The following is a 24,415-nucleotide window of genomic DNA, read 5'->3' as shown; positions in this document are numbered from 1 at the left end:
TTCTTCACGATGACCCATCACGCCGGCCAGGCCGTTTCGCTGCATCCTTGACCACATCCTTGACGCGCACTCCAGTAAATGGACGAAGGCCGCCGATCAGCGATGGATGCGGCGGCCACGTCCACTTGGCGTTGGTTCGCGGATCAGGTGTTCCACTCCACATGGCCGCCACTGGGCCACCAGCCACCGATATTGAACTTGACCTGGCCCAGGACCCACTCGGCCCCCGGTCGATCGAACTTGAAGCGGAAGGTGTCGCCGGCGACCAGGTCGATCTCCACGCTCATGTCTGTTGCGTCCAGTGGGGCAGTGAGCGTCCGGGTCAACCCTGCGGAGAAGGTCACGTTGTCCTCGTAAGTCTTTCCGTCGGATCGCTTATAGGTGATCTTGCAGCGGCTGATAAAGGAGCCGCCGCTGGTGAAGACAATGGTCAGGCCGGTCAATGAGTTGGCCCAACGCGGCAGGAGGACATGCCCGTCGAATGACGCGAAGTTGTAGCTGATGGCAATGTCGTTCGTGGGCGCGGTGTTCTCTTCCGCCGGGTACATATGGCGTTCGAAAGACTTGGTGGCCTTGGTGTCCTTGAACGACCCCTTGATCCCCGCCTTGACGGGCGCTCCGCCGGTCATGGCGGCCGACCCGTCGACCGAACCGGTCAACCCAAAGCTGCTGTCCTTCTCGAGTGCGCCAAGGTTGACCGCGCCGGCGCAGTCCCAAGTCTGCGTGATGACGCCGAAGCCCTGGACGATCCCTTTATCCGTAGCGAAGCCTGCCTTCTTGGCTTTTTCGTAAAGCCATGGAAATTGATCCGAGAGCAGGTCAGCAAAGTTGTTCACCAGTGTCCGGCCGCTGATGTGCGCATTGGACGAGAGCGAACTTTCCTCGGAGAAGCTCCAGTCCACTTGCGTGCCAACTTCCACCGTGAGGCCCGTCGACGGATCGACGTAGCCGCCCTTGAAGTCGACCTGTGTCTGCGTCCTGCGTACGCCGGTTGACTCCACGAACCAGTCCTGCGGTGCAAGAAGTGGAAACAGTTCGGCGTCCGGCACGTTGCCCAGATGCGTGAACTCACCCGTCTCGGTGTCAACGATGCCGACGGCACCGGCAATCACCGTGGGGTTGAGTGTCCAGTTACCCCAAACGGTACGGTCGTTTTCACGAAGGATATTGGTGAAGGCCTTGTTCCACTTCTTGGTTGTCGCGAGATTGACGAGCGTCTGCATGGCGAAAGTCCTCTTTTCACGTGGTGGCGCTGAAAGGGTGCGATGCGCCGGCGCGTTGCGACCGGCTGGTCGAACCACTACTGGGGCCGCGAGTGCCGAGATGCCGATAGCGCGGATGAGTGAGCCGTCGCCGCCGCTGTGGGAACGCGCGCGCGTTCTTGCCATTCACGCATGGCGACGAGAAGGAGCGAAGTGAGAGCGGCCATGCACCAGCCGCTGCTGGCGCGAGTTTGGAAGCGCACGTGATCTCCCCCTTCCATCCTTGGCAGCCACCATAGGTGCGGACGACGCCACCTCCAAGCGAGTTCGCTTGCGGGGTGCTCAGGGCGCTTGCGCGCTGGTCAGGTGCCTGCAATCACCGCGTGAAGGAAGGCGTCCAGGCTCACTCGCAGATGCCTTGGCAGGCGCGCGTAAGGTGCTGAGCGAGCGCTTTCGACAAGGTGAGTGTGAGCTTCCATGTCACCCCGTCCGAGCACGAGCCAGTCCAAGGAGATCTCAAGCGAATCGCAGAGGAGAGCGGCGTTTTCCAAGGTGATCGCCCCTCCTTGTCGCCAACGCGAGATGGCGCTCTCCGTGACGCCGAGGATCGCTGCCAGCACGCACAGCTTGGCCACTCCTCTTGCGGCCATCGCCTGTCGAAGCCTAGTCGCCCTGTCGGATGCCGACGCTGCAATGCCCATGCCCCCCTCCCCTGGTGATTGGCCTTCCTGTTGCTCTGCGCAATAACGCTTCCCCGACGATTTCTTGCGCGTCGCGCAACGTGTTTGACGGCCGCGCAATGGAACTCGCTTGAGCGTTCCAAGACCAACGACGCAGACTCGCCAAAGCCATGCGGAATCCCGCCGCGTGGGCACAATGGGGCGAAACCACTAATGGATAAGTATTGGCGATCGATTCGAGCGGCCGCTCTACTGCTGGTGGTCGTAGGCCTTTCGGCCTGCCAGCGCGTGGCAACACGGCCATCCGGACCACCTCCCGCGCCACCCGCAGGAGCAAGCAGCCCGCTGCTCATCCCGGCCAGGGCGTCTACGACGTTGCGCGCCCATTACCTCAATGTTGGCGCCGGCATGTGCCACGTTGTGGAATGCCCTGGTACGAACAACGTCGTTCTTCTCGATGATTGCGGATCAAGCAATTCCGATGGCGCGCTCACCAAGGATGAAGCGATCGCCGCTGCGAGGGCAGTGACCGGAGGGCATGATGTGGTGGTCGTCTTCAGTCACAGCGATCGAGACCACGGCAACTACATTCCCGATATTTTCCCCAAACCCACGCTGGCGAGCGTTCGATCTATCTGGGGTGGCGGCTCATACAACAACTATGGCGATCCGGTCAAAGTCTGGCTGAAGCAGGCCGCCCTTGCCGGGATACCCGTTCGCATGAATGACTTCCCCAACGTTGGGGACGTGGGGTTTGAGCCAGGATGGAGTAACAACGGCAATGACGTACTCGCACTCAAGTGCGACACGGCACCCACGTATGTGCTCACCGTCAACAGCACGAAAGGCTCCAACGCGGCCAGCATGATGCTGATGATCGACCACAACGCCAAGAAATTGGTCTTTCCAGGTGATGCGACAGGCGATGCACAAAACCAGGCCATAGAGAACGCCGCATCGAACCACAAGCCGGATGACTTCCTCAAAACCGAGGTCCTTGAAGTCAGTCATCATGGGGCGGAAAGCAACGGGAGCAATAGCCTGGTATGGGCGGAAAATACCCTCCCATATTATCTACTCTCCAGCGCGGGCACGTCGTACTACCACCCTCGTTGCAAAGCTATCGAAAACTATCGCGCGGCCTCTGGCACTCGACTCCTACTTGCCCCATCGCACCAGATCCGTTGTGGCGAAGACGGTCAATGGATGGACATTCCCAAAGAGCTGCGGGCGATTTTTGGAACAAATTCCAATGGCACGCTCACCGTTGACGTCAAGGCGAATGGCGTAGGAACGCGCACGACCATCTACTGCGGAGCCAACCAGTGCAGCCAATAGCGCTGCCCGCGGGCAGGCCAACTGATCGCGCAAACGATAACCTCGCCATGTCATGGTTTAACTATTACCAAGCCACACCAAACGCAAGGGCATCGCGCGTTATCGAGATACAGAAGTCGCGATGCGATACACATACGCGTGCAAGCCCGCTGGCCGCTTGGGCAGATCAAGATGCAAACCATCCGCCTCTTGATGGAACGCGATCGACGCGCCCGTGGCCAGCAGCGTTACTTTCCGAACCGATGTCGGCGGCGTGATGGAATGAATCAGCGCCTGGCCGCTTGCAGGCCAGGCCATCTCGATGGCGTAAAGGTGGCCGTCACGGGTGGTGAAGCGGAAGTCTTCGGGTGTGTACGGCTTGGTCTTGGTGTCTTGCATGGTGCCGGCGGCAACTTGGGTTGGGCCTTCGCCGAAACGTTGCCATGGTCGCGAGCCGTAGATGGCTTCGCCGTTGAGCTTCAGCCATTGGCCTACGGCTAGCAGGATGCTCTTTGCCTCGTCGGGAATCGTGCCATCGGCTTTGGGGCCGATGTTCAACAGCAGGTTGCCGTTCTTGCTCACTACATCGGCGAGCAGTTGCACGATCTCGTCGGGTGACTTGTAGGTGTCGCCTTCGGCGTAGCCCCAGGAATCGGGGCTTACGGAGGTTTCGGTCTGCCAGGGTTGCGCGAGGATATCGGCGGCCTGCCCTCGCTCGATATTCAAGGTGCCGGTGCCCGGCATCATGTTGTCGAGCTTGTAGTTGAGCACGACGCCCTGGTCACGCGATGCGGCCTGGTTGTAGTAGAAGGCGGCGAAATCAGCGAGTGCGCCGCGAAAACGCGGCTGACCAACCCACCAATCGAAATACATCAGATCCGGATGGTAGTGCTGCACGATTTCGGACGAGCGTGCGAGCCAGTCGTTGAGATAGGCGTCCGACACGAAGGTCCAGTCGACCTCCTTGCCATCGGCGCCCTTGGCCGACTCGGTGGGATGTGCCGGTCCGTACAGCGCGGCGTACTTGGGATCGTTGACGTCCGAATCGAAGCTGCGACCGTATTCGTAGAACCAATCGTGTTCCGCGCGATGCGATGACAAGCCGAGCTTCATGCCTTGCGCGCGGATGGCCTTGGCGAGCTCGCCGATCACGTCGCGATGCGGACCCATCTTTACGGCCGTCCAATCGGATAGCTTGGAGTCGTACATGGCGAAGCCGTCGTGGTGCTCGGCGACGGGAACCACGTAGCGCGCGCCGGCAGCGTGGAACAACGCCGCCCACGCTTGTGGATCGAAATGCTCCGCCTTGAATCGCGGAATCAGGTCCTTGTAGCCGGCCTGGGGCATCGATCCATAGGTGCTTACCTGATGCTGATAGTAGTTGGCGTATTCGCCGCTGCGTTCGTACATGTGGCGTGGATACCACTCGCCCTTGTACGCCGCCACGGAATACACGCCCCAATGGATGAAGATGCCAAACTTCGCATCCTGGTACCACGCTGGCGTGCGATAAGCGGCAAGGCTCTTCCAGTCGGGAGACATCGGGCCTTGCCAGGCCACTTTATGCGTTTGCGCAAGAACGGCCTGGCGTGCGCCATCAAATGGGCGGTTCGCGTCCTCCCATTGTCGTTCGATCGTTGCCGCATCTGGCGGTTCAAAACCTTGGGGTGGATTGCTGGCGATGGCTGTTGTCGTGGCTAGCGCACAAGCCATGGCCAACCAGGCCCCGCCGCGGCGTAACGCAAACAAAGACATCGCGGGAAATACGGGGCCGGCATTAGCGGCAACGTTGCAAGTGCTTTTCTTGCAGAACGGCATACGTCCCACTCCTTGATTCACTCCGCCAGGCGCCCGTCGTGCGAGGTGCGCCTCCCCTGCCCTTGCCGTCATGAGCGGGCCGACCTCGGCAATACCGAGGCCGGCCCGTCAGACCCGGGGAGAGTCATGCCTGCAAGACGCAGGGAAACACGGCGTTACTTGAACTTGTAGTCGAACGTCAGGAAGATCTCGCGGCCGTTGTATTCGTCCGCGGTCTGGCCCGTCGTAACGAACTCGAAGCCACCGGCGTAGTACGGGATCGAGCCGACCTTGTCGAAGATGTTGGATACGGTGAGTTTCAGCATGGTATCCGGGTTCATCTGCCAACCGATCGCCGTGTTCCAGGTGATCCACACCGGCGTCCTGCCACGGTACGTGGCGGAGTCGACGGCCACCGGATTGCCATCCTGCGTCACCTGGCACACGCCCGTACTGATCGACTCGCTGCCGTTCTGCACGTTGACCATGCCCGGCTGGATGCCGTTGGGCAGCACGACGCAACCGGCGTAGTTCGGGGCGCGCATGCTGCCGTCGCGCACGCCGGAGATCGACACGTTCCAGTCGCCCTTGGTCCAGTCGGCGATCCAGGTCATGCGGCTCGCCACATTGTTGTAGCGGGTGTTCTGCAACGGATCGGAGGCCAGCACGCGCTGCTTGTACGAGAGGTTGTCGGTGTAGTTGATGCCGGCGCGGAAGTTGCCGTAATCGTCGGTGTGAATCTTATAGTCCAGCGACGCATCGATACCGCTGACATACAGCGAGGCTTCGTTGATGGGGCCGGAATCTTCCGAGATGATCTGGCCAGCCGCGTTGCGCTTGACCATCTGGGTGACCATCTGGCAATACGCCGAACCCGGCACGTGCGCCGTGTAAGGCGACAACGCTGAAGTGCCGTTGGCCTGCAGGCCCGTCAAGCAACCGGCCTCGTCGACCAGCACGGTATCCTTGTCGAGATACTCGATCGCGTTGTCCACGCCCATGTGCCAGTAGTCTGCCGACACCGACAAGCCCTGCACGCCCGGAATCTGCCACACGAAACCGTAGGTCCAGGAGTGGCCAGTCTGCGGCTCCAGCAACGTGCTGCCGTTGGTGTTCAAGTTGTAGTACTGCGAAGTCGGACGCTGTACCAGGCTGCACCAGGTGCTGTTGGTCACACCCGATTTGATCGCGTTGATGCACTGCAAGGGGTCGAGGTAATCACCCACCGGCGACGTAGAGCCGGTCAGGTAGATGGCCTGCATGTCCGGCGCCTTGAAGTTGGTGCCGTAGCTGCCGCGCAGCAGCAGGCCGTCGTACGGACGGTACTCCAGGCCCGTGCCCCATGTCTTGGCAACGTCGGCCATGCTGGCGTCGTTGTACTTGTCGCCGCGGCCGGAGATGGTCCAGGTCAGCGAATCGAGAATCGGCACGCGGAACTCGGTGCCCAGCGAGAAGCGCTGACGCGTACCGCCGCCAGTGAGATAGGCGCCGAACGGATTCTGGAACGTGGCCGGGTCGGCTGAACGCGGATCGGGCGAAAGCAGGAAGCCGTTGTGCGCAGCTTCGAGCACCGCTGCCCAACCCACCGACTCGTCCACCCACGGCAGCTTGAACAGATCGCCGTTGATGCGGAACTGCGCCTGGTCCAGCCACGATGACGACGTGTTCTCGCCGTTGACCGCGAACTGGCCGTACTGCTGCGGCGTGATCGGGTTCCACCACTGCTGCCAGTTCATGTTGTAGATGGGCAAGCCGTCGGCGGTGGTGCCCTGCTGCTTGCCCAGGAAGAAGTTGTTCATGCCATCGACGTTGATGCCCGTATAGTCTTCGCGCACCGTGTACTTCTGGCTATTGAGGTTCAAATCCCAGTTGAACCGGTTGTCGAACATGGTGCCCTTCAGGCCAACCTGCAGGTTCCAGTTCTGCTCGCGGTCATGCGTGTTGGCCGCCGTACCCATCTCCTGCGCGGTCAACTGGCGGATGCCCTGGTTGATCACCTGGCCCGTGCTCTGGTCGTAGAACTTGCCAGTCACCTCCACCGGCAGCTGCGTGTTGGAGATGCCCGTGGTGTCATACAGGGCGGCCGATCCATACAGCTGCAAGCCGTTGCTGAAGTCGTACTCGCCGGCGATATAGCCATTCTGGCTGCGGCTACCGGGCGTCAGCACCCAGTTCTGGAACAGCGCGGGCTGCGAGCAGTAGTAACCGTTGTTGGTCACACCGGTGATCTGCGCGCCATTAGTGGTGACCGAATGCGACTGGCTCAGCTGCGAGTTGGTGAACTTCGAGCAGGTGCCGGCCGGCGGCGTGATGTATTGGCCATTGGCACCCGTCGCGGAGAGCGCGATGGCGCCAGCTGCGTCGTACTGATAGCCAAACATGCGCGACGCCGGGCCCCAGGCGCCATAGCCCGCATCGGATACCGAATCCTGGTACGGACGATCCTTGCCCCACAGCGCCGTCCGGTTGGACTGCTCGAGGTTGTAGAGGATGTGCCAGTTGCTGCCGGATTTGCCGCCGAAGAAGTTGATGTCGCCGTAGTTGCGGCCACCACGCGTCGCGGTGCCACCGGTGATTTGCAGTTCGTCACCCTGATAGTTCTTCTTCAGGATCACGTTGATCACGCCTGCCACCGCGTCCGAGCCGTAGATCGACGAGGCGCCAGAGGCAAGCACTTCGACATGATCGATCATGCCGATGGGAAGGTTGTTGTAGTTCTGGAAATTGCTCTGCTTGTTGAGCGGCTGCGGGTAATCCACCACGCGATGGCCATCGATCAACAGCAGGCTGAAACCCGGACCCACGCCGCGCAGATTGACCGAGCGCGCATTGACCGAACTGGAGCCCCAGGAAGCCGGATCCGAGGTCTGTTGCCCGACCTGCGGCAACGAATCGAGGAATTCCCACAGCGTGGTGAAGCCCTGGTCCTTGATCTGCTGCGCCGTGACGGAAACCACGGGGGCCGGCCCCTCCACCTGCGCGCGCGGGATCATCGAGCCCGTGACCGTGACACCCTGCAATTCGACTGTCTTGTCCGCCTTGGTGGACGACTTCGCATCCGCTGGTGCCTGCTGCGCGGACGACTGGTCGCTCCCGGACGACGTTGATTGTGCAAAAGCGTGTGGCGTGAATAGCGCCAGTGCCATGGAAGTGGCGAGTACGCTGCGTCGCAAACGGATTTTGTTCATGGTTAACCCTCCCCGTAAAGCTTCAATGGTGTGATTGCCGTTGAGCATTGCGCCCACCAGCTCTATTCACTTCTTGTGCGCTGTGTTCGCTCGCCTGCACCGGTCCGCTTCCGCGGTCCCCAACCCGGAACAGGCGCTTCAATCCGCCCTGCTCGTGACAAGACTGCTTGATGGCCTTGACCAACTTGCTCCGCGCCATCCGCAGCCTGCTGTTTGCGCCGTTCTTCCCACAGGCGAACGGCTCTTTCCGATGTGTCCTCTTCGAGTCGACGGCTTGAACCACAGCCAACGGAGATTCATGACGCTTGCTCTGCATCGGTCCATTCGTTCATCTGAGCGTGGGTTGCGTGTGCCAAGCTCGCGCCCCGCACGCCCCATCCCCGCCTCCCTCCCTGTCCCGCCCCCTGCGAGAAGAGATTCATATACGAACTTATAGTTCATATTTGACTTAGTTATAAGCCTAAACTGGATCGATGCAAGTTGCATCGCAACAATCCTGAAACGAAGCTGCCCCGCAGGTGGCGTCTTGCGTCGTCAATGGCCCATCCATGGGTGCTCCCTGCCCTCGTGCTCCAGCCTGCGTGCGCCTCTCGTCGCGACGGCCTGCACCGCAACGTGGCGTGGGCTTCAGGGGTTGCGCGGGGCGACAGAGCTGTCGGGGATGGCTGGCGAGACCTTTTCGGGTGGCCGGGCGGCGGCGTCCAGGCGCGCGGGATCGATCACGACATGCCGCATGTGCGTCCTCTGCCAGGTGTACAAGACATGCACTAGTCCATCGCGCGATTGGATGATGGCTGGGTAGGAATATTCCTGGCCGGGTTGGTCTTCGAGCGTAAGCACCCTCTTCCAATGCAGGCCGTCGGCGCTGATCGCCACGGCCAGCGTTTCCCGTCCGTCCCACCATTGAGGGCCGGGTGGTGTGGGGTTGTAGACGAGCACATGGCGGCCATCGGCAAGCGACACGGCGTCAACGCCCGAGTTGGGATTGTCTACGTCCAGCAAGCGCAGCGGCGACCAGTGGCGCCCACCGTCGCTGGACTGCGACCAGAACAATTTCCCCTGGCGCGTGCGGCCAAGGGCTTCCAGGGTGCCGTCTCGTGTTCGGAGCAGGCTCGGTTGAATGGCGTCGATGTTCCTGGTTGAAACGTCACCACCAGCCACCCAGGTTTCGCCATGGTCGGTCGATCGCTCGACATGAATTCGCCAGCCGCCCAACTCGGTACTGGAAGGACTGACAATGTCACCGCTGGCGAGCTCGATGGGTTTGTTCTTGCTTGGGCCGAGAATGCCGCGCGGAAGCCGCTGCGGCGCTGACCAAGTTGCACCATCGTCATCGGAGGTCATCAGCATTCCCCGCCAATGCTGCGGGTCCGTGCCGATCTTGTAGAAGAGCATGAGTCGTCCCACCGTCGAGCGGAACAGCACGGGGTTCCAGGCAGGCCATCGCGAGCCATCGGGTTGACTGCCGTTGGCGATCTCGCGCGGGCTTGTCCATCGCCCGGAAAGATGCCGGGATAGCCAGATGCCAACGCTCGGGTCACGCTCGTGCTTGCCGCCGAACCAGGCTGCGACAAGTCCGGCCGGCGTTTCAACGATGGTGCCCGCATGGCATTGAGCTGTTGGCGGATGCGTCGAAACGAACTCGGACGAAACCACGGGAGACTGCCCCGCCTCGGCACAAAACGGCATGACAAGGAGCAAAGCGAAGGCGAGGCGAAATCCGTGCGATATCGCCTGCGACATGACGCCATCTTTTGTTGACACGACTACGTTTCCCGTCCTCTAATGAAAACTTCAATAAGGACGTATTTACGTCCAAATGATGTTTGACGAAGGTGGCTAATGAAGCGACTTGCCCGGACCGTTCTTGGCGCTGCCATGGCGCTCGCTGTTTTTTCGCAGGCATCGTTGGCGCAAGGCGCGGCGGACACCAAGCCTTCTCCCCAGCAGATTCACTGGCAGGATCTGGAGTTCGGCGTGATCGTGCACTTCGGCACGAACACGTTCCTCGATCGCGAATGGGGCGACGGCACGGCCGATCCCAAGGTGTTCAACCCCGACCATGTCGATGCGGCGCAGTGGGCGCGCGCCAGTCGCGCGGCCGGAGCGCGTTACATGGTGATGGTCGCCAAACACCACGATGGGTTCGCCTTGTTTCCGACGGCGCAGAGCGACTACTCGGTAAAGAGCAGCCCGTGGATGAATGGCAAGGGCGACCTGGTGCGCCTTGCGTCCGAGGCGGCTCGTGCCGAGGGGATGGAGTTCGGCGTGTACCTGTCGCCGTGGGACAGGCATGAGCCGCGCTACAAGCAGCCGCAAGCCTACGATGTGTATTACCGCGCCCAGGTGGAGGAGCTGGCCCAGCACTATGGGCCGTTGGTCGAGTGGTGGCTCGATGGCGCGGGCAGCGCCGGCCATGTTTACGATTTCCCGCGCTACATAGAAACGCTGCGAACCTACCAACCCAATGCGATGGTGTTTGCCGACATGGGCTTGTTCGAGTACGGCGATCTTCGCTGGGTGGGCCAGGAGGATGGCTACATCCGTGGCGAGAACTGGAACGTCATCGACCGCCACGGCTACCAACGCTGGCGCCCGGTGGAAGTCGACACCCCGCTGCACGACCTGCACTGGTTTTGGCATCCGAACGACGAAGCCACGCTCAAGAGTGTGGCCAAGCTCGTGGACACCTGGGAAAACAGCGTCGGCCGCGGCGGACAATTGATGCTTGGCATCGCGCCGGACCGCCACGGCCGGCTCCCCGATGCCGACGTCGCCCGCCTTGAAGCCTTCGGCAAGGCGTTGCGTGCACGTTATGGCGATGCAAGCAATCTGGCGCGCCACCACGTGGATGCGGATGAGAATATCGAGGCAGCACTGGACGGCAACAAGGACACCTTCTGGTCCGCGCCGGCCGGCTCGCGGCATGCCACGCTCGAGGTGAACTTCGGTCATCCGGTAACGTTCGACCGCACGCTCACGATGGAATGGCTCGATGACGGGCAGCATGTGCGCAAGTACGCCATCGAGGTTTTCGACGGCAAGGCCTGGCATGCCATCGCCGGCGCTGAAGCCATCGGCCACATGAAGATCGACGTATTCCCCCGCGTCACCGCGCAACGTGTGCGACTGAATATCCTGTCCAGTGTCGGCGATGCATCCATCCGCGAATTCCAGGTGTTCGACGCTGGCCCGCTGCCGTCGAACTGAGGTGTCGCCGATATGCGGCGCCTGGATGGCGCTGATCAGGCCACTCATCGGTATGCTCAGCGCGGCACGTCGGCATGCCCGGCGATGGTGAACGCTACGGGCTGCTGGCCCGCAGAGGGTTGGTGGCCGCCCACGAACAATGCGTAGCGCCCTGACCTGACGGCGCGCGTGCCGTCGGCATCGACCAGGCTCAGGGCACGCGCATCGAGATGGAAGTGCACGGCGCGCTGCTCGCCTGCTGCCAGGGAAATACGCTGGAAGCCCGCCAGCGACCGTTGCGGCGCGTCGGGTGCGTCGGGATACGCAAGATAGATCTGCACGACTTCGTCGCCGTTACGCGCTCCGGTGTTGTGGACGTTCACCGCGACGTCGAGCGATTCGCCGGCCTTTAGGCGTTGCGCGGACAGCCTGGGGGCGTCATAGGCGAAGGTCGTGTAACTGAGGCCATCGCCGAACGCATACAGCGGATTGCCCTTGAAATAACGGTACGTGCGACCCTTCATGCCGTAGTCGATGAAAGGCGGAAGGTCGCGCACATCGCGATAGAAGGTCACCGGAAGACGTCCCGCGGGATTCATCGCGCCGGATAGGGTTTGCGCTACCGCCAAACCACCCTGCTCGCCCGGGTACCACGCCGCGATGATGGCGTCCGCATGTTCATTGGCCCAGTTCAAGGCCACGGCGCTGCCACTCATCAACACGACGACCAGTGGTTTTTTGGTGGCAGCGACCGTCTCCAACAGTTTCTGCTGCGGCAAGGGCAGATCGATAGCGGTCCGGTCGCCTCCCATGAAACCGGGCACGTCGACCTTCAACTCCTCACCCTCGACGCCCGGCGACAAGCCAACGAAGGCGACCACCGCATCGGCATCGGCAGCCGCTCTTGCGGCCTCCGCGAGCTGCGCATCCGCGGGGGCCATCCATTCCAGGTGAATGCCCTGGTCTTCGCCCATGTGTTGCCATTCAAGGCGAAGATCGCGCGGGCTTGTGTCGTCAAAATGGACTTTCACGGCAGGCGGCTCTTCGCTGCCCGAGGTGCCAGCGATCAAACGGCCATCGAGATACAAGCGCACCGGGTCGTGCCCGCGACAGTCGAAGCATCGATCCATGCGCACGGCCAGCGTGTAGTCGCCGGCACCGGGCGGCAGCAGCCGACCCGTCCAGCGCACCGCGTAGCGGGATGCATCGAGACCATCGGCAGGCGGTACGTGATCCGTGTCCAAGTCGACTTTACTGTCGAAGCGAGTCAGCACCGGCGTGCCCACCAGCTGCGCGTTGCGAAAGTACTCGCCCTTGAGGCCGGGCGTGCCGTGCTCACGGTCGCCTTGCAATGCCGTCACGGGAATCGGGACGGTCACGCCATCGGCAAGTGTGGCGCCCTGTGCGTAATGCACGTTCTGCGGTCCCCATAACGCACGTATGCCATCGAGCGGCGTCACCGGCTCCAGCGCCGTGCCGTGGTAGTTGCCTTCCTGCACGGACAAGGCATCGGCATTGGGGCCGACCACGGCGATATGGCCGCCGACCTTCAGCGGCAACGTATTCGCTCGATTTTTGAGCAAGACGATCGACTCGCCAGCCGCGCGCAAAGCGAGTGCGCGATCCGCGCCAGGGTCGTCGCGCGGTGCTGGCGCGGATGCGTCGAACATGCCAAGCCGATAGCGTGCGGCGAACAGGCGCGTCGCCGCCACGTCGAGCTGGTGCTCGCTGATGCTGCCGTTCGCCAGCGCGTCGCGCAGGCCCGCATACGCCGAGCCACAGTCGAGATCCGTGCCCGCGCGCAGCGCACTGGCCGAAGAGGCGGCGTTGTCCTTCTGGTAGTGGTGGAACATCGTCATGTCGTCCACTGCATCGCAGTCGGACACGACGAAGCCCTGGAAGCCCCAGTCGTTGCGCAGGCGCTCACCGAGCAGCCACGGCAAGGCGCATACGGGAACCCCATGGATCGCGTTATAGGCGCACATGACCGATCCCGCGCGACCCTCGACGATCGCGGCACGGAATGCGGGGAGGTACGTGTCTTCGAGATCATGCGCGGATACGTCGACGTCGAAGCCGTGACGGCCAGGCTCCGGCCCGCTGTGCACGGCGAAATGCTTGGGTGTGGCGATGACCGTGGGATGCGCCGTATCGTCGCCCTGCAGTCCGTTGATGAAGGCCACCGCAAGCGTTGCCGTCAGGCGCGGATCTTCGCCATAGGTTTCCTGGCCTCGTCCCCAGCGAGGGTCGCGGAAGATATTGATGTTGGGAGACCAGATCGTGAGCCCGTTGTAGCGCCCGTGATTCCCGTGCAGGCCTGTAGCGAGGAACTTGCCGCGCGCCTGCGCCGCAACCACGCCACCCACGGTGTGCAGCAATGCAGGATCCCAGCTGGCCGCAAGGCCGATGGCCTGCGGGAACACGGTCGCCTCGCCAAAGCGGGCAAGGCCGTGCAGTCCCTCGCTCCACCAGTCGTACGCAGGAACGCCAAGGCGCGGTATCGCCGGCGCGGCGCTTTGCAACTGCGCGATCTTCTCCGCCGGCGTCATGCGCGCCACCAGGTTGGCTGCCCGTTCCGCCGCCTCGTCGGCCGGAGCGGGCGTCGCCAGCATCACGCTGAGCAGCAGGGTCGCCAGCAAGCATGCCTGATGCAACTGCTTCATTCGCGCCCGCTCCGCCCAGTCACTGCGTTGCGCCAAGCGACGCGGGGTAATTGAACGATACGCGACTGACGCCTGCCATGGGCCCCAGGATCGGCGCCGTCGACAGAATGCAAAGGTCGTGCGTACCGCCGTGAGCCGTCAGGGCGGCCGCAACGCGGTACGTCCTGCCAGGCAAGGCTTCTACAGGCAACGGCAAGCTGGCCGCCAAGGGGCCATTGCACGTATCGAGGTGAACCTCGAGTTCTCCCGCGGCGCGGCGCGATGCGCGCGCCACCACTTTCGACGCGTCATGCGCGAGGCCGTAATTGCGCGCGAGCCATGCGCCGTCGACAAAGATCGCAACGACGTCGTCGAGGGACACGTTCGCCATACGCCAGCAACTGTTCAAGACGTCGACGTTGTAGACCGGTGCCGGCGAGGTGGCATCGGGAAGCAGCGGCACTCGCAGACCAAGATCGCCCTTCGGGCAGCCTTCAAGCGCATTGCCGTCGTAGCTCGCCAGCGTCCGCGCATCGAAGCGCTGCGTGCGCACGCGCGCAAGGGCCTGCCCGTTGGCGGCAAACGTCGTCGCACTGACGGTGATGGGCAGCGCAGCGTCGATCGGCCCGCCATAGGCAGGCGAGCTCGCGCCCGGCACGGTTCCGTCGGTGGTGTAGCGAATGGTGGCGGACGGTTCCTGTGCGGCTAGCGTCACGGTGACTTTGTCGCCGCTGGTTGACGAACGCTGCGCGCGCATCTCGACGGCGAAGGCGCTGTCGGCATAGTAGATGCCCATCTTCCGATAGCGGTCGAATTGCGCGGGGAGCCTCGCCAAGAAGTTGTCGAAGCGGCGCTCGTTCGCGGGCGTCCAGGTAGCTTCGGCCAGGGCGTCCAGTCGTGGAAAGGCTGCGTGCTGGATTTGCCAGGGGGCCGTGAGGTACTCGGTCCAGATGTTCGCCTGTGCGCCGAGTACGTGCCTCGCCTGGTCGGCAGTTAGCTCTGGCGAGACGGCTTCGAACGCATAGACACGGGCAAGCGCCTGGACGCCGAGTCGCCCGGACGGTTCGTCGTCGCCGTGACTTTGCAGATTGTCGAAGTAGAGCGTTGGCGCTGGCGACAGCACCACGTCGTGACCCAGTCGCGCCGCATCGATCGCGCCTTGCGTGCCACGCCAGGACATCACCGACGCAGACGGCGGGATGCCGCCCTCGAGAATTTCGTCCCAGCCGATCAGTCGACGCCCATGCTGCGCGAGGTATTGCCCCATGCGCTCGATAAACCAGCTTTGCAGCGCCTTTTCGTCCTTGATGCCCAGCGAGCGCATGCGCGCCTGCACGGCGGCCGAGGCCTGCCACTGGTCCTTGATGGCTTCGTCACCACCCACGTGGATGAAGGTCGAGGGAAACAGCTCCATGACTTCGTCGAGCACGTTGTGCAGGAAACGGATACTGCGCTCGTCGACGTTGAACAGATAAGGGTTGACGCCCCAGTTGATCGAGACCGGCGGCCGCTCACCGGTAACGCCGATGTCCGGATAGGCCGCCACGGCGGCCTGGGCGTGACCGGGCATGTCGATCTCCGGCACCACCGTGATGTGGCGGGCGGCAGCATAGGCAACGATGTCTTTCACGTCGGCCTGCGTGTAATAGCCGCCGTACTTGGTGTCGCCATCTCCGGGCGGCTGGCGCCACGCACCGATCTGCGTGAGCTTGGGATAACGGCGGATTTCCAGGCGCCATCCCTGATCGTCGGTGAGATGCCAGTGGAAGACATTGAGCTTGTGCTGCGCCATCGCGTCGAGCAGCTGCTTGATTTCAGCGGGCTGCTGGAAATGCCGCGCCGAGTCGAGCATCAGGCCGCGCCACGCAAATCTCGGCCAGTCGGCCATGTGCAGCAAGGGTACCGACACGGCGCCCTTGGCCGCATCGGGCGTCATCAGCTGCCAGGCACTGATCGCGCCGTAGAAAAGCCCTGCCGCATCCCGTGCGGTGATGCGCATGCCCCGCGCATCGACGTCGAGTACATAACCTTCCGGCTGCGCAACGCTGGCGGCCACATCGCTGCGAATGACGATGTCGCCGTGGCTCGTGGCTGCTGCATCCTCTTTCACCGGCAGCGAGAGTCCGCGCGTCCGCACCAGCAGGTCTGCAAGGTAGCGAGCCGCGTCGGCCGCCGCGCGATCACCGGGCGCGACATGGATGACGGCGGCGGCACTGACGGCATAACTGCCCTGCCCCATGCTGACCTGCGCGGGCAGCGGAATGATCGGCGGCGTGTCTGTCGCGTGCGCATCGACGGCAAGCCCAAACAGACTTGCCAATGCCAGCGCGATCGGCGCCTTCAGGCCGCGCTTAGCGCACCGCATCGGGGAGCGCCTCCCATATCTGGGGATCTTCGGCGCCAATCACCCACGCACAGAAGCCTTCCAGGCCGTATTGCTTCACCACGTCGTAGCGATCGCGGAACGCGTGCGCATCAGGCAGGAACACCCACTCGCGCATCTGGTCTCGATAGAAATAGAACCACGATTCGTGCTCCACCGGATCCCACTGCATGGTGGCGTTGAACTGCTTGGCCAGCGGAAACGATTCGTCCGCATCGATGTATTGCGCGGAGATGTTCGAACTCTCCTTGCCGTCCGCGCCCACCGGATCGCCGGCAAACCAATGGTAGCCATACAGCCCGATACCGAGCGAGAGCTTTTCCTTCGGCACCACCTTCAAGGCGTATTCGAGGTTGGCCATCACCCACGGCATGCCCGCCACCGGCCCCGGCGTGGTCCAGCGGGTGTGCTGGTCATAGGTCATCAGGCAGACGAGATCCAGCGCCTGCCCCAGCGCCTTGAGATCGTAGGCGCCTTTCCAGTATTCCCAGATCCATTTGGCGAAAGGCCCGCGGCCCGCGTAGCCCGGCGCATTCGGCACCACCGCCATGGATAGCTTCAGGCCGTGCTTGTGCAGCGCCGTGGCGGTCTGTTGCGTCAGCAGGGTCAGCGCGTCGCGATCGGTCCAGGCGATGTTTTCGAAATCGAACTGGAAGCCGACGAACCCGTAGAGCTTCGCCTGCTCGAGCATGCCGTCGATCATCGCCTTCTTGGCGGTTTCGTTGACCAGCAGATCGTGGAACTTCTTGCGGTCGCCACCAGCGGAGATGATGGGCATCACCGGCACACGATGCGCCTTGGCAAGTTTGAGCACGTAGAGGTTGGGTGCGCCGGATACCAGGCCGTTGCCGTCCACGCCAAACCAGGTAGGCACCAGCAAGTCGACCTTGTCGATGTGCGCCTCGAACGAGTTGATCGATTTCTGCACTTCGATCATATAGAACAACGCGGTAGGTGCTTTCGCAAAGGCGCCGGTCGAGGCCAATGCAAGACACAGCGAAACGGCCAGGGACAACCATCGTTTCATGGCGCAGCCTTGAGTGAGTTGGGGGTGGAGAAGGTAATGCGATACACGTACGCATCGCTGCCGATTGGCCGTGAAGGAAGGCGCAGATGCAGGCCACCGGCATCCTGGGTGAATGGAATGACGCGTCCATCGGCGATGGATTCGACGCGGGTTACCTTGTCTTCCGGCTTGATCGAATGGATGGTGGCTTGAGCGTTGCTTGGCCAGTCCAGCTCGATCGCGTAGAGCCTGCCGTTGCCGGTAGTGAAGCGGAAATCCTTGGCGGTGTATGGCTTGGTCTTGGTGTCCTGGAAGGTGCCGCTCACCACCTCAGTCGGACCCTCGCCAAACGTGCGCCAGGGCTTGCTGCCGTAGATCGCCTCGCCATTCACTTTCAGCCAGCGACCGATGCTGCGCAGCGTGTCCTGCGCGCCGTCGGGAATCGTGCCATCGGCGCGCGGCCCGACGTTGAGCATCAAGTTGCCGTTCTTGCTGACCACATCCACCAGCAGATGGATGATGAAGGTCGGTGACTTGTACGTGTCGTGCTCGATGTAGCCCCAGGAATCGTTGCTGATCGAGGTATCGGTCTGCCAATGAGTGGGATGGATGCCCTGCAGTTGCCCGCGTTCGATGTCCAGCGTGCCGGCGCCATCGGCGAAGTCGCCCAGCTTGTAATTGACCACCACGCCGTCGCGTTTCGCGCCTTCGTTGTAGTAGTACGAGAGCAGGGTCGGCAATGTGTTGCGGAATGTGGGATGGCCGATCCACCAGTCGAAATAGATCAGGTCCGGATGGTACTTGTCGGTGAGTTCGGCCGTACGCGCGAGCCAATCGTCCAGCCAGGCCTGCGAGACAAAGGTCCAGTCCTGCGCCAGGTTTTCGTCTTCTTTGCTTAGATGCGCCACGGCCGGGCCGTACAGCTCCGCATAGCGCGGATCATTGACGTCTGAATCGAATTGGCGCCCGCCGTCGAAGAACCAGTCGTGCTCGGCACGATGCGAGGACACGCCAAAGCGCATGCCCTTCCCTCGCACGGCTTGCTCCAGTTCGCCAATCACGTCGCGCTTGGGCCCCTTCTTTACGGCGGTCCAGTCCGACAGTGCCGAGTCGTACATGGCGAAGCCGTCGTGATGCTCAGCCACCGGCACGACATAGCGCGCGCCAGCGTCATGGAATAGCCGTGCCCAGGCATTCGGGTCGAAGTGTTCGGCCTTGAACATCGGCACGAAGTCCTTGTAGCCGAACTTCGCTTGCGGGCCATAGGTGGCCACATGATGGGCGAACTCCTTCGTCCCCTGCTGGTACATGTTGCGCGAGTACCACTCGCTGCCGAACGCGGGGACCGCGTAGACGCCCCAGTGAATGAAGATGCCGAACTTGGCGTCGTCGTACCAGGCGGGCGATCGGTACTTTTGCAGCGAAGCCCAGTCGGCGCGAAACGGGCCCTGCCCGGCTGCGCTCGCCACGCGGTCAAGTATCGCTTTACGTTGCGGCGCGAATTTGGCACTGGCCTGTTGCCAGGCCTGATCCTGCGCTGCAGGAGACAAGCTGTCCGCAGTGGGCGCCATGGCCGATTGCGCCCACGCCGATGCGCACAACAGCCAGCCCGCGACGAGCGCGCAAGGCGCGGCCGGTTTCATCATGGTTGCTCGTCCTTGCTCGGAAGGTAGTGGGCGCTGCCGATGTTCAGCGGGTGGTAGTCGCTGACCGTGCCGCCGGCGCGCACACCGTCGGGTCGGCTGATGTCCACCACCAGATGCACGGCGGCGCCTTTGTCCACGGCTGGCCAGGTAGCTTCAAAGCGGACGGGCTGGGCCAGATCTCTGAGTACTTCATCGCCATGCGCGAGTTCGTGGCCGCGATCGTCCATGGCGCGCCAATGGGCGACATAGCCCAGCATGGGATAGGAAGGCAGATGAGTGGCGGGGTAGCCGGTGACGGTGGCCTGGAATCCGCGCAGTCCGCCCGTATCGATCTGCCATTGCGTCGCTACCGACAATGCCTGGTTGCGCGTTTCATAGATGGCGTAAGACGGCCTGCGCTGGCGGTACTCGTCGACCAGGCCGTGGTCGACGAAACCCTCGGTCTGGCCTGGCCACAGATTGCGATGGGATTTGTAATCCTGATACGTCCAGAAGATCGCACCAGCAATGAAGCTGCGCCGCTGAAAGGCGTCCATCTGCTGGAGCAGGTTCTCGGCGCGCGCCTTGTCGGCGGATGCGCTGTCGTGCGAGAAAACGCCTGGGTAGCCGAATTCGGAAATGATCACCATCTTGTCGGGATAGGTGCGGTCCATGAAATCCAGCCACGCCTCCACGTCGCTGCCCGCGCCGCTCCACGAACCGAAATAGGCGTTCGCCATGATGAAATCGACGTCGTGCATGACGGGCGCCTCTTTCCATGGCTTGCTGCTGATGTCGGCATCGGCGAAGGTGACATAGCGGCCCGGATCAATGTCACGAATAAGCGAGGCCATGGCATCCACGTACGCGCGGCCACCGGGCGTGGAAGCATCGCTTTCGTTGCACACGCTCCACGCGAAGATGCTGGCGTGATTGCCGTCCTGCTCGATCATTTCGCGCATCATGTCTTTGGCGAGTGCGAGCAACTTGGGATTCTTCAGCTGCGCCTGGCTGAATTGCCATACCGGAATCTCGGGCACCAGCAGGATGCCGTGCCGGTCGGCGAAGTCGAGCACCTCGTCGTTCTGCGGATAGTGCACCGGCCGCGTCAGCGTCGTATGCAAGGCGGCCATGTCGGACCAGTCGCGGTTGATCGTTCCCGCCGATTCGGCCAGCCCCTCCCAAGGAGAATCCTCGTGACGACTGACGCCGCTCAATCGCACCGGCTTGCCATTGACGTAGAGGCGGCGATCGCGGATGGCGATGTCGCGCAGGCCAAACGACTCACTGCGCGAGTCGAGCACCGTGCCATCGGCGGCGTGCAGTTGCGTCACCCATTGATAGAGGCGCGCATCGCCGACGTTCCACCGCTGAGGGTGTGGCAGATTGATGGCAAGCGTCGCCGTAGCGGGCTGCCGTGCTTTTGCCGAAACGTCCTGCCTTGCCTCTGCCACCGCCTTGCCGTCGGGATCGATGATGCTGGCGGTAACGCTATAGCTGCCGTCGTGACCATCAACGTTCTCGACGAATAGCTGGCTGCTGACGCTGGCCGCGTCGCCCGCAAGCTTGCTCGCGATGCGCTGCCGGCGGATCAGTGCGTGGTCAGAAACGGTGAGCCACACATCGCGCACGATGCCGCCGTAATGCCACCAGTCGTACCACACGCTGCCGCTGGCCGCCTGCCGCATCGCGTAGCCGGGGATGGTTGCCTCGCCGGGACGGTTGTCCAGGCGTACGGCAACTTGGTTCTCTCCGGCACGCAGCTGCCGGCTGATGTCCAGGGCGTAAGCCGTGTGTCCACCTTCGTGGCCGCCAACCTCTACTCCGTTGACCCAGACCCGACTGCGATAAAACGTGGCGCCGAAATGCAATTCGACGTGGGACGACAGCATCGAGGACGGCACGGTGAAGGTCTTGAAGTACCAGGCGACGCCTTCGTGGTCGTCATCCTTGCCGATGTTCCAGGTGTGCGGCACGTCCACCAGCCGCGTCTCCGCCGGCATCGCGCGCGGCCAGCCAGCGGCGATGCCTGCATCGGCGGCGTCGGTCCGGAAGCGCCAGTCGTGGTCCAGGTCGATGCGGACCTGCGCATGGCCAGCCATCGGCCACAGCAGCATCGAGCACAGAACCGCCAGCGTGTAACCCCACCTCAAGCTCATTCCCCTGCCCCTGCAAAGAAACCCGTGTCAGTGCCCCAGTCGCCAGTTCGCAGCGCCCAGCACGCCTAGCTGCCCGTGCTCGACGACGAACACGGGCGTGTTGTTCAAGAACGAGCGCATCACTCCCTTATCCAGGAACCGCTCGGTGAATGGCCCGGAGCGAAGCACGCCGGTGATGCGCGCGAGAAAACCGCCGGCCAGGCACACGCCGCCGCTCGCATTGAAGGCAATGGCTACATCGCCGCAGAACGCGCCTAGCCAGCGACAGAATTGATCGACCGTCTGAGTGGCCAGCGCATCCATGCCTGCCAGTGCCATGGCGGTGATCTCGCCCGGCTCCGCGAGCGTCGCCGGCATGCCTTGCACGGCAGCGAGAGCGCGGTAGAGGCGCAGCAAGCCGGGCCCGCTGAGCACGCGGTCGTAAGGCACGTAACCGTCGATCGGCCCCAACTGGGCGCGGATGGTTTGCTCGATGCCGGGGCGAGCGGCCAGCTCCATATGCCCAGCTTCGGTATGCAGTACACGAGGCGGCCGGCCCGGCAGCCAGAGTGCGGCGCCCAGTCCGGTGCCCGGACCGATCACAGCCACCGCGCCATTGGGATTGGCTACGCCATCCACGATCGCGGTGCTGTTCTCCTCTCCAAAGTGGCCGACCGCATGCGCAAATGCCTCGAAGTCGTTGAGCACGTCGACGGAGGTGAACCCACCTTCAATGCACAGGCTGTCCAGCAACACAGGCCACGCCAGACTTTCGTTGATCACCACGCCGTGTTCGACGAATCCAGCGCACGCCAACACCAGCGCATCCGGCTGCACGCGATGATCCCGGCAAAAGCTGCCAAGAATATCGACCAGCGAGGCGTGCTCGGCGCAGCGATAGACCTTGTAGAGGATGATGTCCGGCTTGCCCGTGACAGCATCGGGCACCACAAGGCCGACGCGTGCATGGGTGCCGCCGAGGTCGGCGGCGAGAAACGGCGACACGGGGCGTGGTTGCCGTCCGAGGACGCCGGCAACGAGCGGCGCACCCAAGTCTTGCAGGCGGTCCATGTGCGGAGGCATTAGCCCCTTATCCGACAACGGCGTCATCACCTACCCCGATGCTGTACTGGTACTTGCTTCACCCACTAACTGGGCGGTTTCAATCGATTCAATCGCCGGCCCATCGTAACGCCACCACGCCTCAACTTGAGGCCCGCCTGCCCGCCCGGCCGCTCACATATAAACCTAGTTTTTATCTGTGCACAAGTAGTAGGATGCCAGAAAGGGACCGCCGACCACGTGGCGGACGCCCGGTCGCGCAGTCATCCGGCCTTGCAGGAGGCGGGTTGTGGGGGTTTTGATGCCGGTCCAGCACGAACAACAGAGGCCTTCCGGCCAGCCAGGCAAAGCCGAAGCCCGGATTGCCTCGCTCGCCTTCGGCGGCGCGCCGGCAGGCAATTTGTATAAGGGTGTTGGCGACGAGGCAGCACATCAGGCGATCGCCCACGCCTGGCGCCAAGGCATCCGGCATTTCGATACCGCGCCCTATTACGGCTACGGCCTGAGCGAGACGCGCATTGGCGATGCGTTGCAAGGCGTCGAGCGCACCAGCTACACGCTCTCCACCAAGGTCGGCCGACTCATCGATGTCGACGAGGAGCGCAAAGACCGCAGCGACGGCTTCGCGGTCGACGGTCGCCGTGCCTACTTCAATTACACCCGCGATGGCATCCTGCGCAGCCTCGAGAGCAGCATCCGACGGCTCGGCACCGATCGCATCGACCTGCTGTTGCTGCACGACATCGGCGAGCTCACTCATGGCTCACGCCACTCGGAGGTGTTGAAGCAAGCCCTCGACGAGGCGCTGCCGGCCATGGCCGAGTTGCGCGACCAGGGCGTGGTGGGCGCCATCGGCCTTGGCGTGAACGAAGAGGCTGTCTGCCTGGAAGTGATGGATCGCTTTCCACTGGACGCGATCATGCTGGCCGGTCGCTACACCTTGTTCGAACAGGCGCGCAGCAAGGCCGTCATGGCGAGAGCTCACGCCGATGGCGTGGCGGTGCTGATCGCCGGTCCTTACAACTCCGGCCTGCTCGGCGCGGACGCGGGCCCGGGCGATACCTATGACTACGCTCCGGCATCGCCAGCCATCAAGGCACGCGCGCAACAGTTCTACGACGCCTGCGCCTGTTCGGGCACCAGTGTCGGCGCGGCCGCACTGCAATTTCCGCTGGCGCATCCCGCGGTGGCGAAAGTCGTGTGCGGGCTGCGCTCGGTCTCGGAAGTCGATGATGCTGTCGCGCGCATGAGCGCCACGGTTCCTGACGCGGCCTGGACGTCATTGATCGAGCAAGCCCTGCTCGAGAAGAACGTGCCGACGCCATGATCATCGACGCGCACCGTCACTACTGGGATCCGTCGCGCCTTGAGTATGGCTGGCTGGCCCACGCACCGGCCGCGCTGCAGCGTGCGTTTCTTCCGCCGGACCTCGCGACGACCGACGCCTGCATCCTCGTGCAGGCCGCACCGGATGAGCGGGAAACTCAGTTCCTGTTCGACATCGCCCGGCAAACCGAAGGCGTGCTCGGCGTCATCGGCTGGGTCGATATGGAAGCGGACGATGCCACGCAGCGCATCGCCGCCCTCGCCGAGAGCGGACAGGGCTTGCTGCGCGGCATCCGCCCGATGGTGCAGGACATTACCGATACCCAATGGCTCGCCCGCCCGTCGCTCGATCGCGCCTTCGACTGTCTGCGCGATCACGGCCTGGTCTTCGATGCACTGGTCGACAACCGGCACCTGCGTGCCCTGTCTCAGCGGCTGACCCGGCACACGGGCTTGGTCACCGTGGTGGACCACGGTGCGAAGCCGAACATCGTCGATGGGCAATTCGCCTCGTGGGCAGGCGCGATCGCGCGTGTCGCCCAAGTGCCGGACGTCACCTGCAAATTGTCGGGCCTGCTGACACTGACTGGTGCGGACACTGACCTGGCCGCCATCGAGCCCTATGTGGCGCACATCTTCGAAAGTTTCGGCGGCCAACGCGTGATGTGGGGCAGCGACTGGCCCGTGCTCACCACGCACGCGACCTATGAGCAATGGAAAGCCTGCGCGCAAAAACTGACGCGACGGTTCGCCCGTCATCACGAGGCGGCCGTGTTTGGCGGCAACGCCGCGACGATCTATTCACTCGCCCGCCGCGAGCCGGCGGCTGCCTCAGGGACAACGCCATGAAATCCTGGTTT

15 protein-coding genes are annotated in these 24,415 nt (G+C 63.0%); 4 read left to right on the top strand and 11 right to left on the bottom strand.

Features of this window, described 5'->3' with window-relative positions:
• Positions 1 to 143: 143 nt before the first annotated feature.
• Positions 144 to 1,223 (bottom strand): hypothetical protein, encoded by a 1,080-nt coding sequence (locus AC1DMY_RS10025; protein WP_477164799.1) that lies wholly within the window; start codon positions 1,221 to 1,223, stop codon positions 144 to 146.
• A 341-nt stretch (positions 1,224 to 1,564) separates the two neighbouring features.
• The gene (locus tag AC1DMY_RS10020) at positions 1,565 to 1,903 is read right to left on the bottom strand and encodes a helix-turn-helix domain-containing protein (RefSeq protein ID WP_477164798.1); all 339 of its coding nucleotides are present in this window, start codon (positions 1,901 to 1,903) and stop codon (positions 1,565 to 1,567) included.
• Between the two features lie 354 nt (positions 1,904 to 2,257).
• On the opposite strand from AC1DMY_RS10020, the gene AC1DMY_RS10015 reads away from it, so the two are divergent.
• Complete coding sequence (locus AC1DMY_RS10015; RefSeq protein WP_477164797.1) at positions 2,258 to 3,220, top strand: ComEC/Rec2 family competence protein; 963 nt, start codon at positions 2,258 to 2,260, stop codon at positions 3,218 to 3,220.
• A gap of 99 nt (positions 3,221 to 3,319) precedes the next feature.
• Here AC1DMY_RS10015 and AC1DMY_RS10010 read toward each other — a convergent pair whose 3' ends face one another.
• From AC1DMY_RS10010 to AC1DMY_RS10000, 3 genes are all read right to left on the bottom strand, one after another.
• On the bottom strand, positions 3,320 to 4,912 hold the full coding sequence (locus AC1DMY_RS10010) for an alpha-L-fucosidase (protein WP_477164796.1): 1,593 nt from the start codon (positions 4,910 to 4,912) through the stop codon (positions 3,320 to 3,322).
• A gap of 260 nt (positions 4,913 to 5,172) precedes the next feature.
• Positions 5,173 to 8,184: a TonB-dependent receptor plug domain-containing protein gene (locus tag AC1DMY_RS10005; RefSeq protein WP_477164795.1), complete on the bottom strand. Its 3,012-nt coding sequence runs from the start codon at positions 8,182 to 8,184 to the stop codon at positions 5,173 to 5,175.
• Positions 8,185 to 8,811: 627 nt separating this feature from the next.
• Complete coding sequence (locus tag AC1DMY_RS10000; protein ID WP_477164794.1) at positions 8,812 to 9,948, bottom strand: sialidase family protein; 1,137 nt, start codon at positions 9,946 to 9,948, stop codon at positions 8,812 to 8,814.
• A 114-nt stretch (positions 9,949 to 10,062) separates the two neighbouring features.
• Between AC1DMY_RS10000 and AC1DMY_RS09995 the strand changes: the two genes are divergently transcribed.
• Positions 10,063 to 11,394: an alpha-L-fucosidase gene (locus AC1DMY_RS09995; protein WP_477164793.1), complete on the top strand. Its 1,332-nt coding sequence runs from the start codon at positions 10,063 to 10,065 to the stop codon at positions 11,392 to 11,394.
• Between the two features lie 56 nt (positions 11,395 to 11,450).
• Here AC1DMY_RS09995 and AC1DMY_RS09990 read toward each other — a convergent pair whose 3' ends face one another.
• The 6 genes from AC1DMY_RS09990 to AC1DMY_RS09965 are packed head-to-tail and all read right to left on the bottom strand — an operon-like array spanning position 11,451 to position 22,238.
• Complete coding sequence (locus tag AC1DMY_RS09990) at positions 11,451 to 14,036, bottom strand: glycoside hydrolase family 3 C-terminal domain-containing protein (protein ID WP_477164792.1); 2,586 nt, start codon at positions 14,034 to 14,036, stop codon at positions 11,451 to 11,453.
• 19 nt (positions 14,037 to 14,055) lie between these two features.
• The gene (locus tag AC1DMY_RS09985; RefSeq protein ID WP_477164791.1) at positions 14,056 to 16,380 is read right to left on the bottom strand and encodes a family 20 glycosylhydrolase; all 2,325 of its coding nucleotides are present in this window, start codon (positions 16,378 to 16,380) and stop codon (positions 14,056 to 14,058) included.
• On the bottom strand, positions 16,367 to 17,425 hold the full coding sequence (locus AC1DMY_RS09980; RefSeq protein WP_477164790.1) for a glycosyl hydrolase family 18 protein: 1,059 nt from the start codon (positions 17,423 to 17,425) through the stop codon (positions 16,367 to 16,369). The genes AC1DMY_RS09985 and AC1DMY_RS09980 overlap by 14 nt, the downstream gene beginning before the upstream one ends.
• Entirely contained in the window at positions 17,422 to 19,047 is a 1,626-nt protein-coding gene (locus AC1DMY_RS09975; protein WP_477165010.1) for an alpha-L-fucosidase, read from the bottom strand. Before AC1DMY_RS09975 ends, AC1DMY_RS09980 begins: the two co-directional genes overlap by 4 nt.
• Positions 19,047 to 21,188: a glycoside hydrolase family 2 protein gene (locus AC1DMY_RS09970; protein ID WP_477164789.1), complete on the bottom strand. Its 2,142-nt coding sequence runs from the start codon at positions 21,186 to 21,188 to the stop codon at positions 19,047 to 19,049. Before AC1DMY_RS09970 ends, AC1DMY_RS09975 begins: the two co-directional genes overlap by 1 nt.
• 27 nt (positions 21,189 to 21,215) lie before the next feature.
• Positions 21,216 to 22,238 carry a glucokinase gene (locus AC1DMY_RS09965; protein ID WP_477164788.1) on the bottom strand — a complete coding sequence of 341 codons (1,023 nt, stop codon included), beginning with the start codon at positions 22,236 to 22,238 and terminating at the stop codon, positions 21,216 to 21,218.
• A gap of 292 nt (positions 22,239 to 22,530) precedes the next feature.
• On the opposite strand from AC1DMY_RS09965, the gene AC1DMY_RS09960 reads away from it, so the two are divergent.
• Positions 22,531 to 23,556, top strand: coding sequence for an aldo/keto reductase (locus AC1DMY_RS09960; protein WP_477164787.1), 1,026 nt, complete (start codon positions 22,531 to 22,533; stop codon positions 23,554 to 23,556).
• A complete protein-coding gene (locus AC1DMY_RS09955) occupies positions 23,553 to 24,404 on the top strand; it encodes an amidohydrolase family protein (RefSeq protein ID WP_477164786.1) in 852 nt (283 codons plus the stop codon). Before AC1DMY_RS09960 ends, AC1DMY_RS09955 begins: the two co-directional genes overlap by 4 nt.
• Positions 24,405 to 24,415 lie beyond the last annotated feature (11 nt).

Source organism: Dyella sp. 01L423, from assembly GCF_056399945.1.
This window is presented reverse-complemented; position numbering and strand designations above follow the sequence as displayed.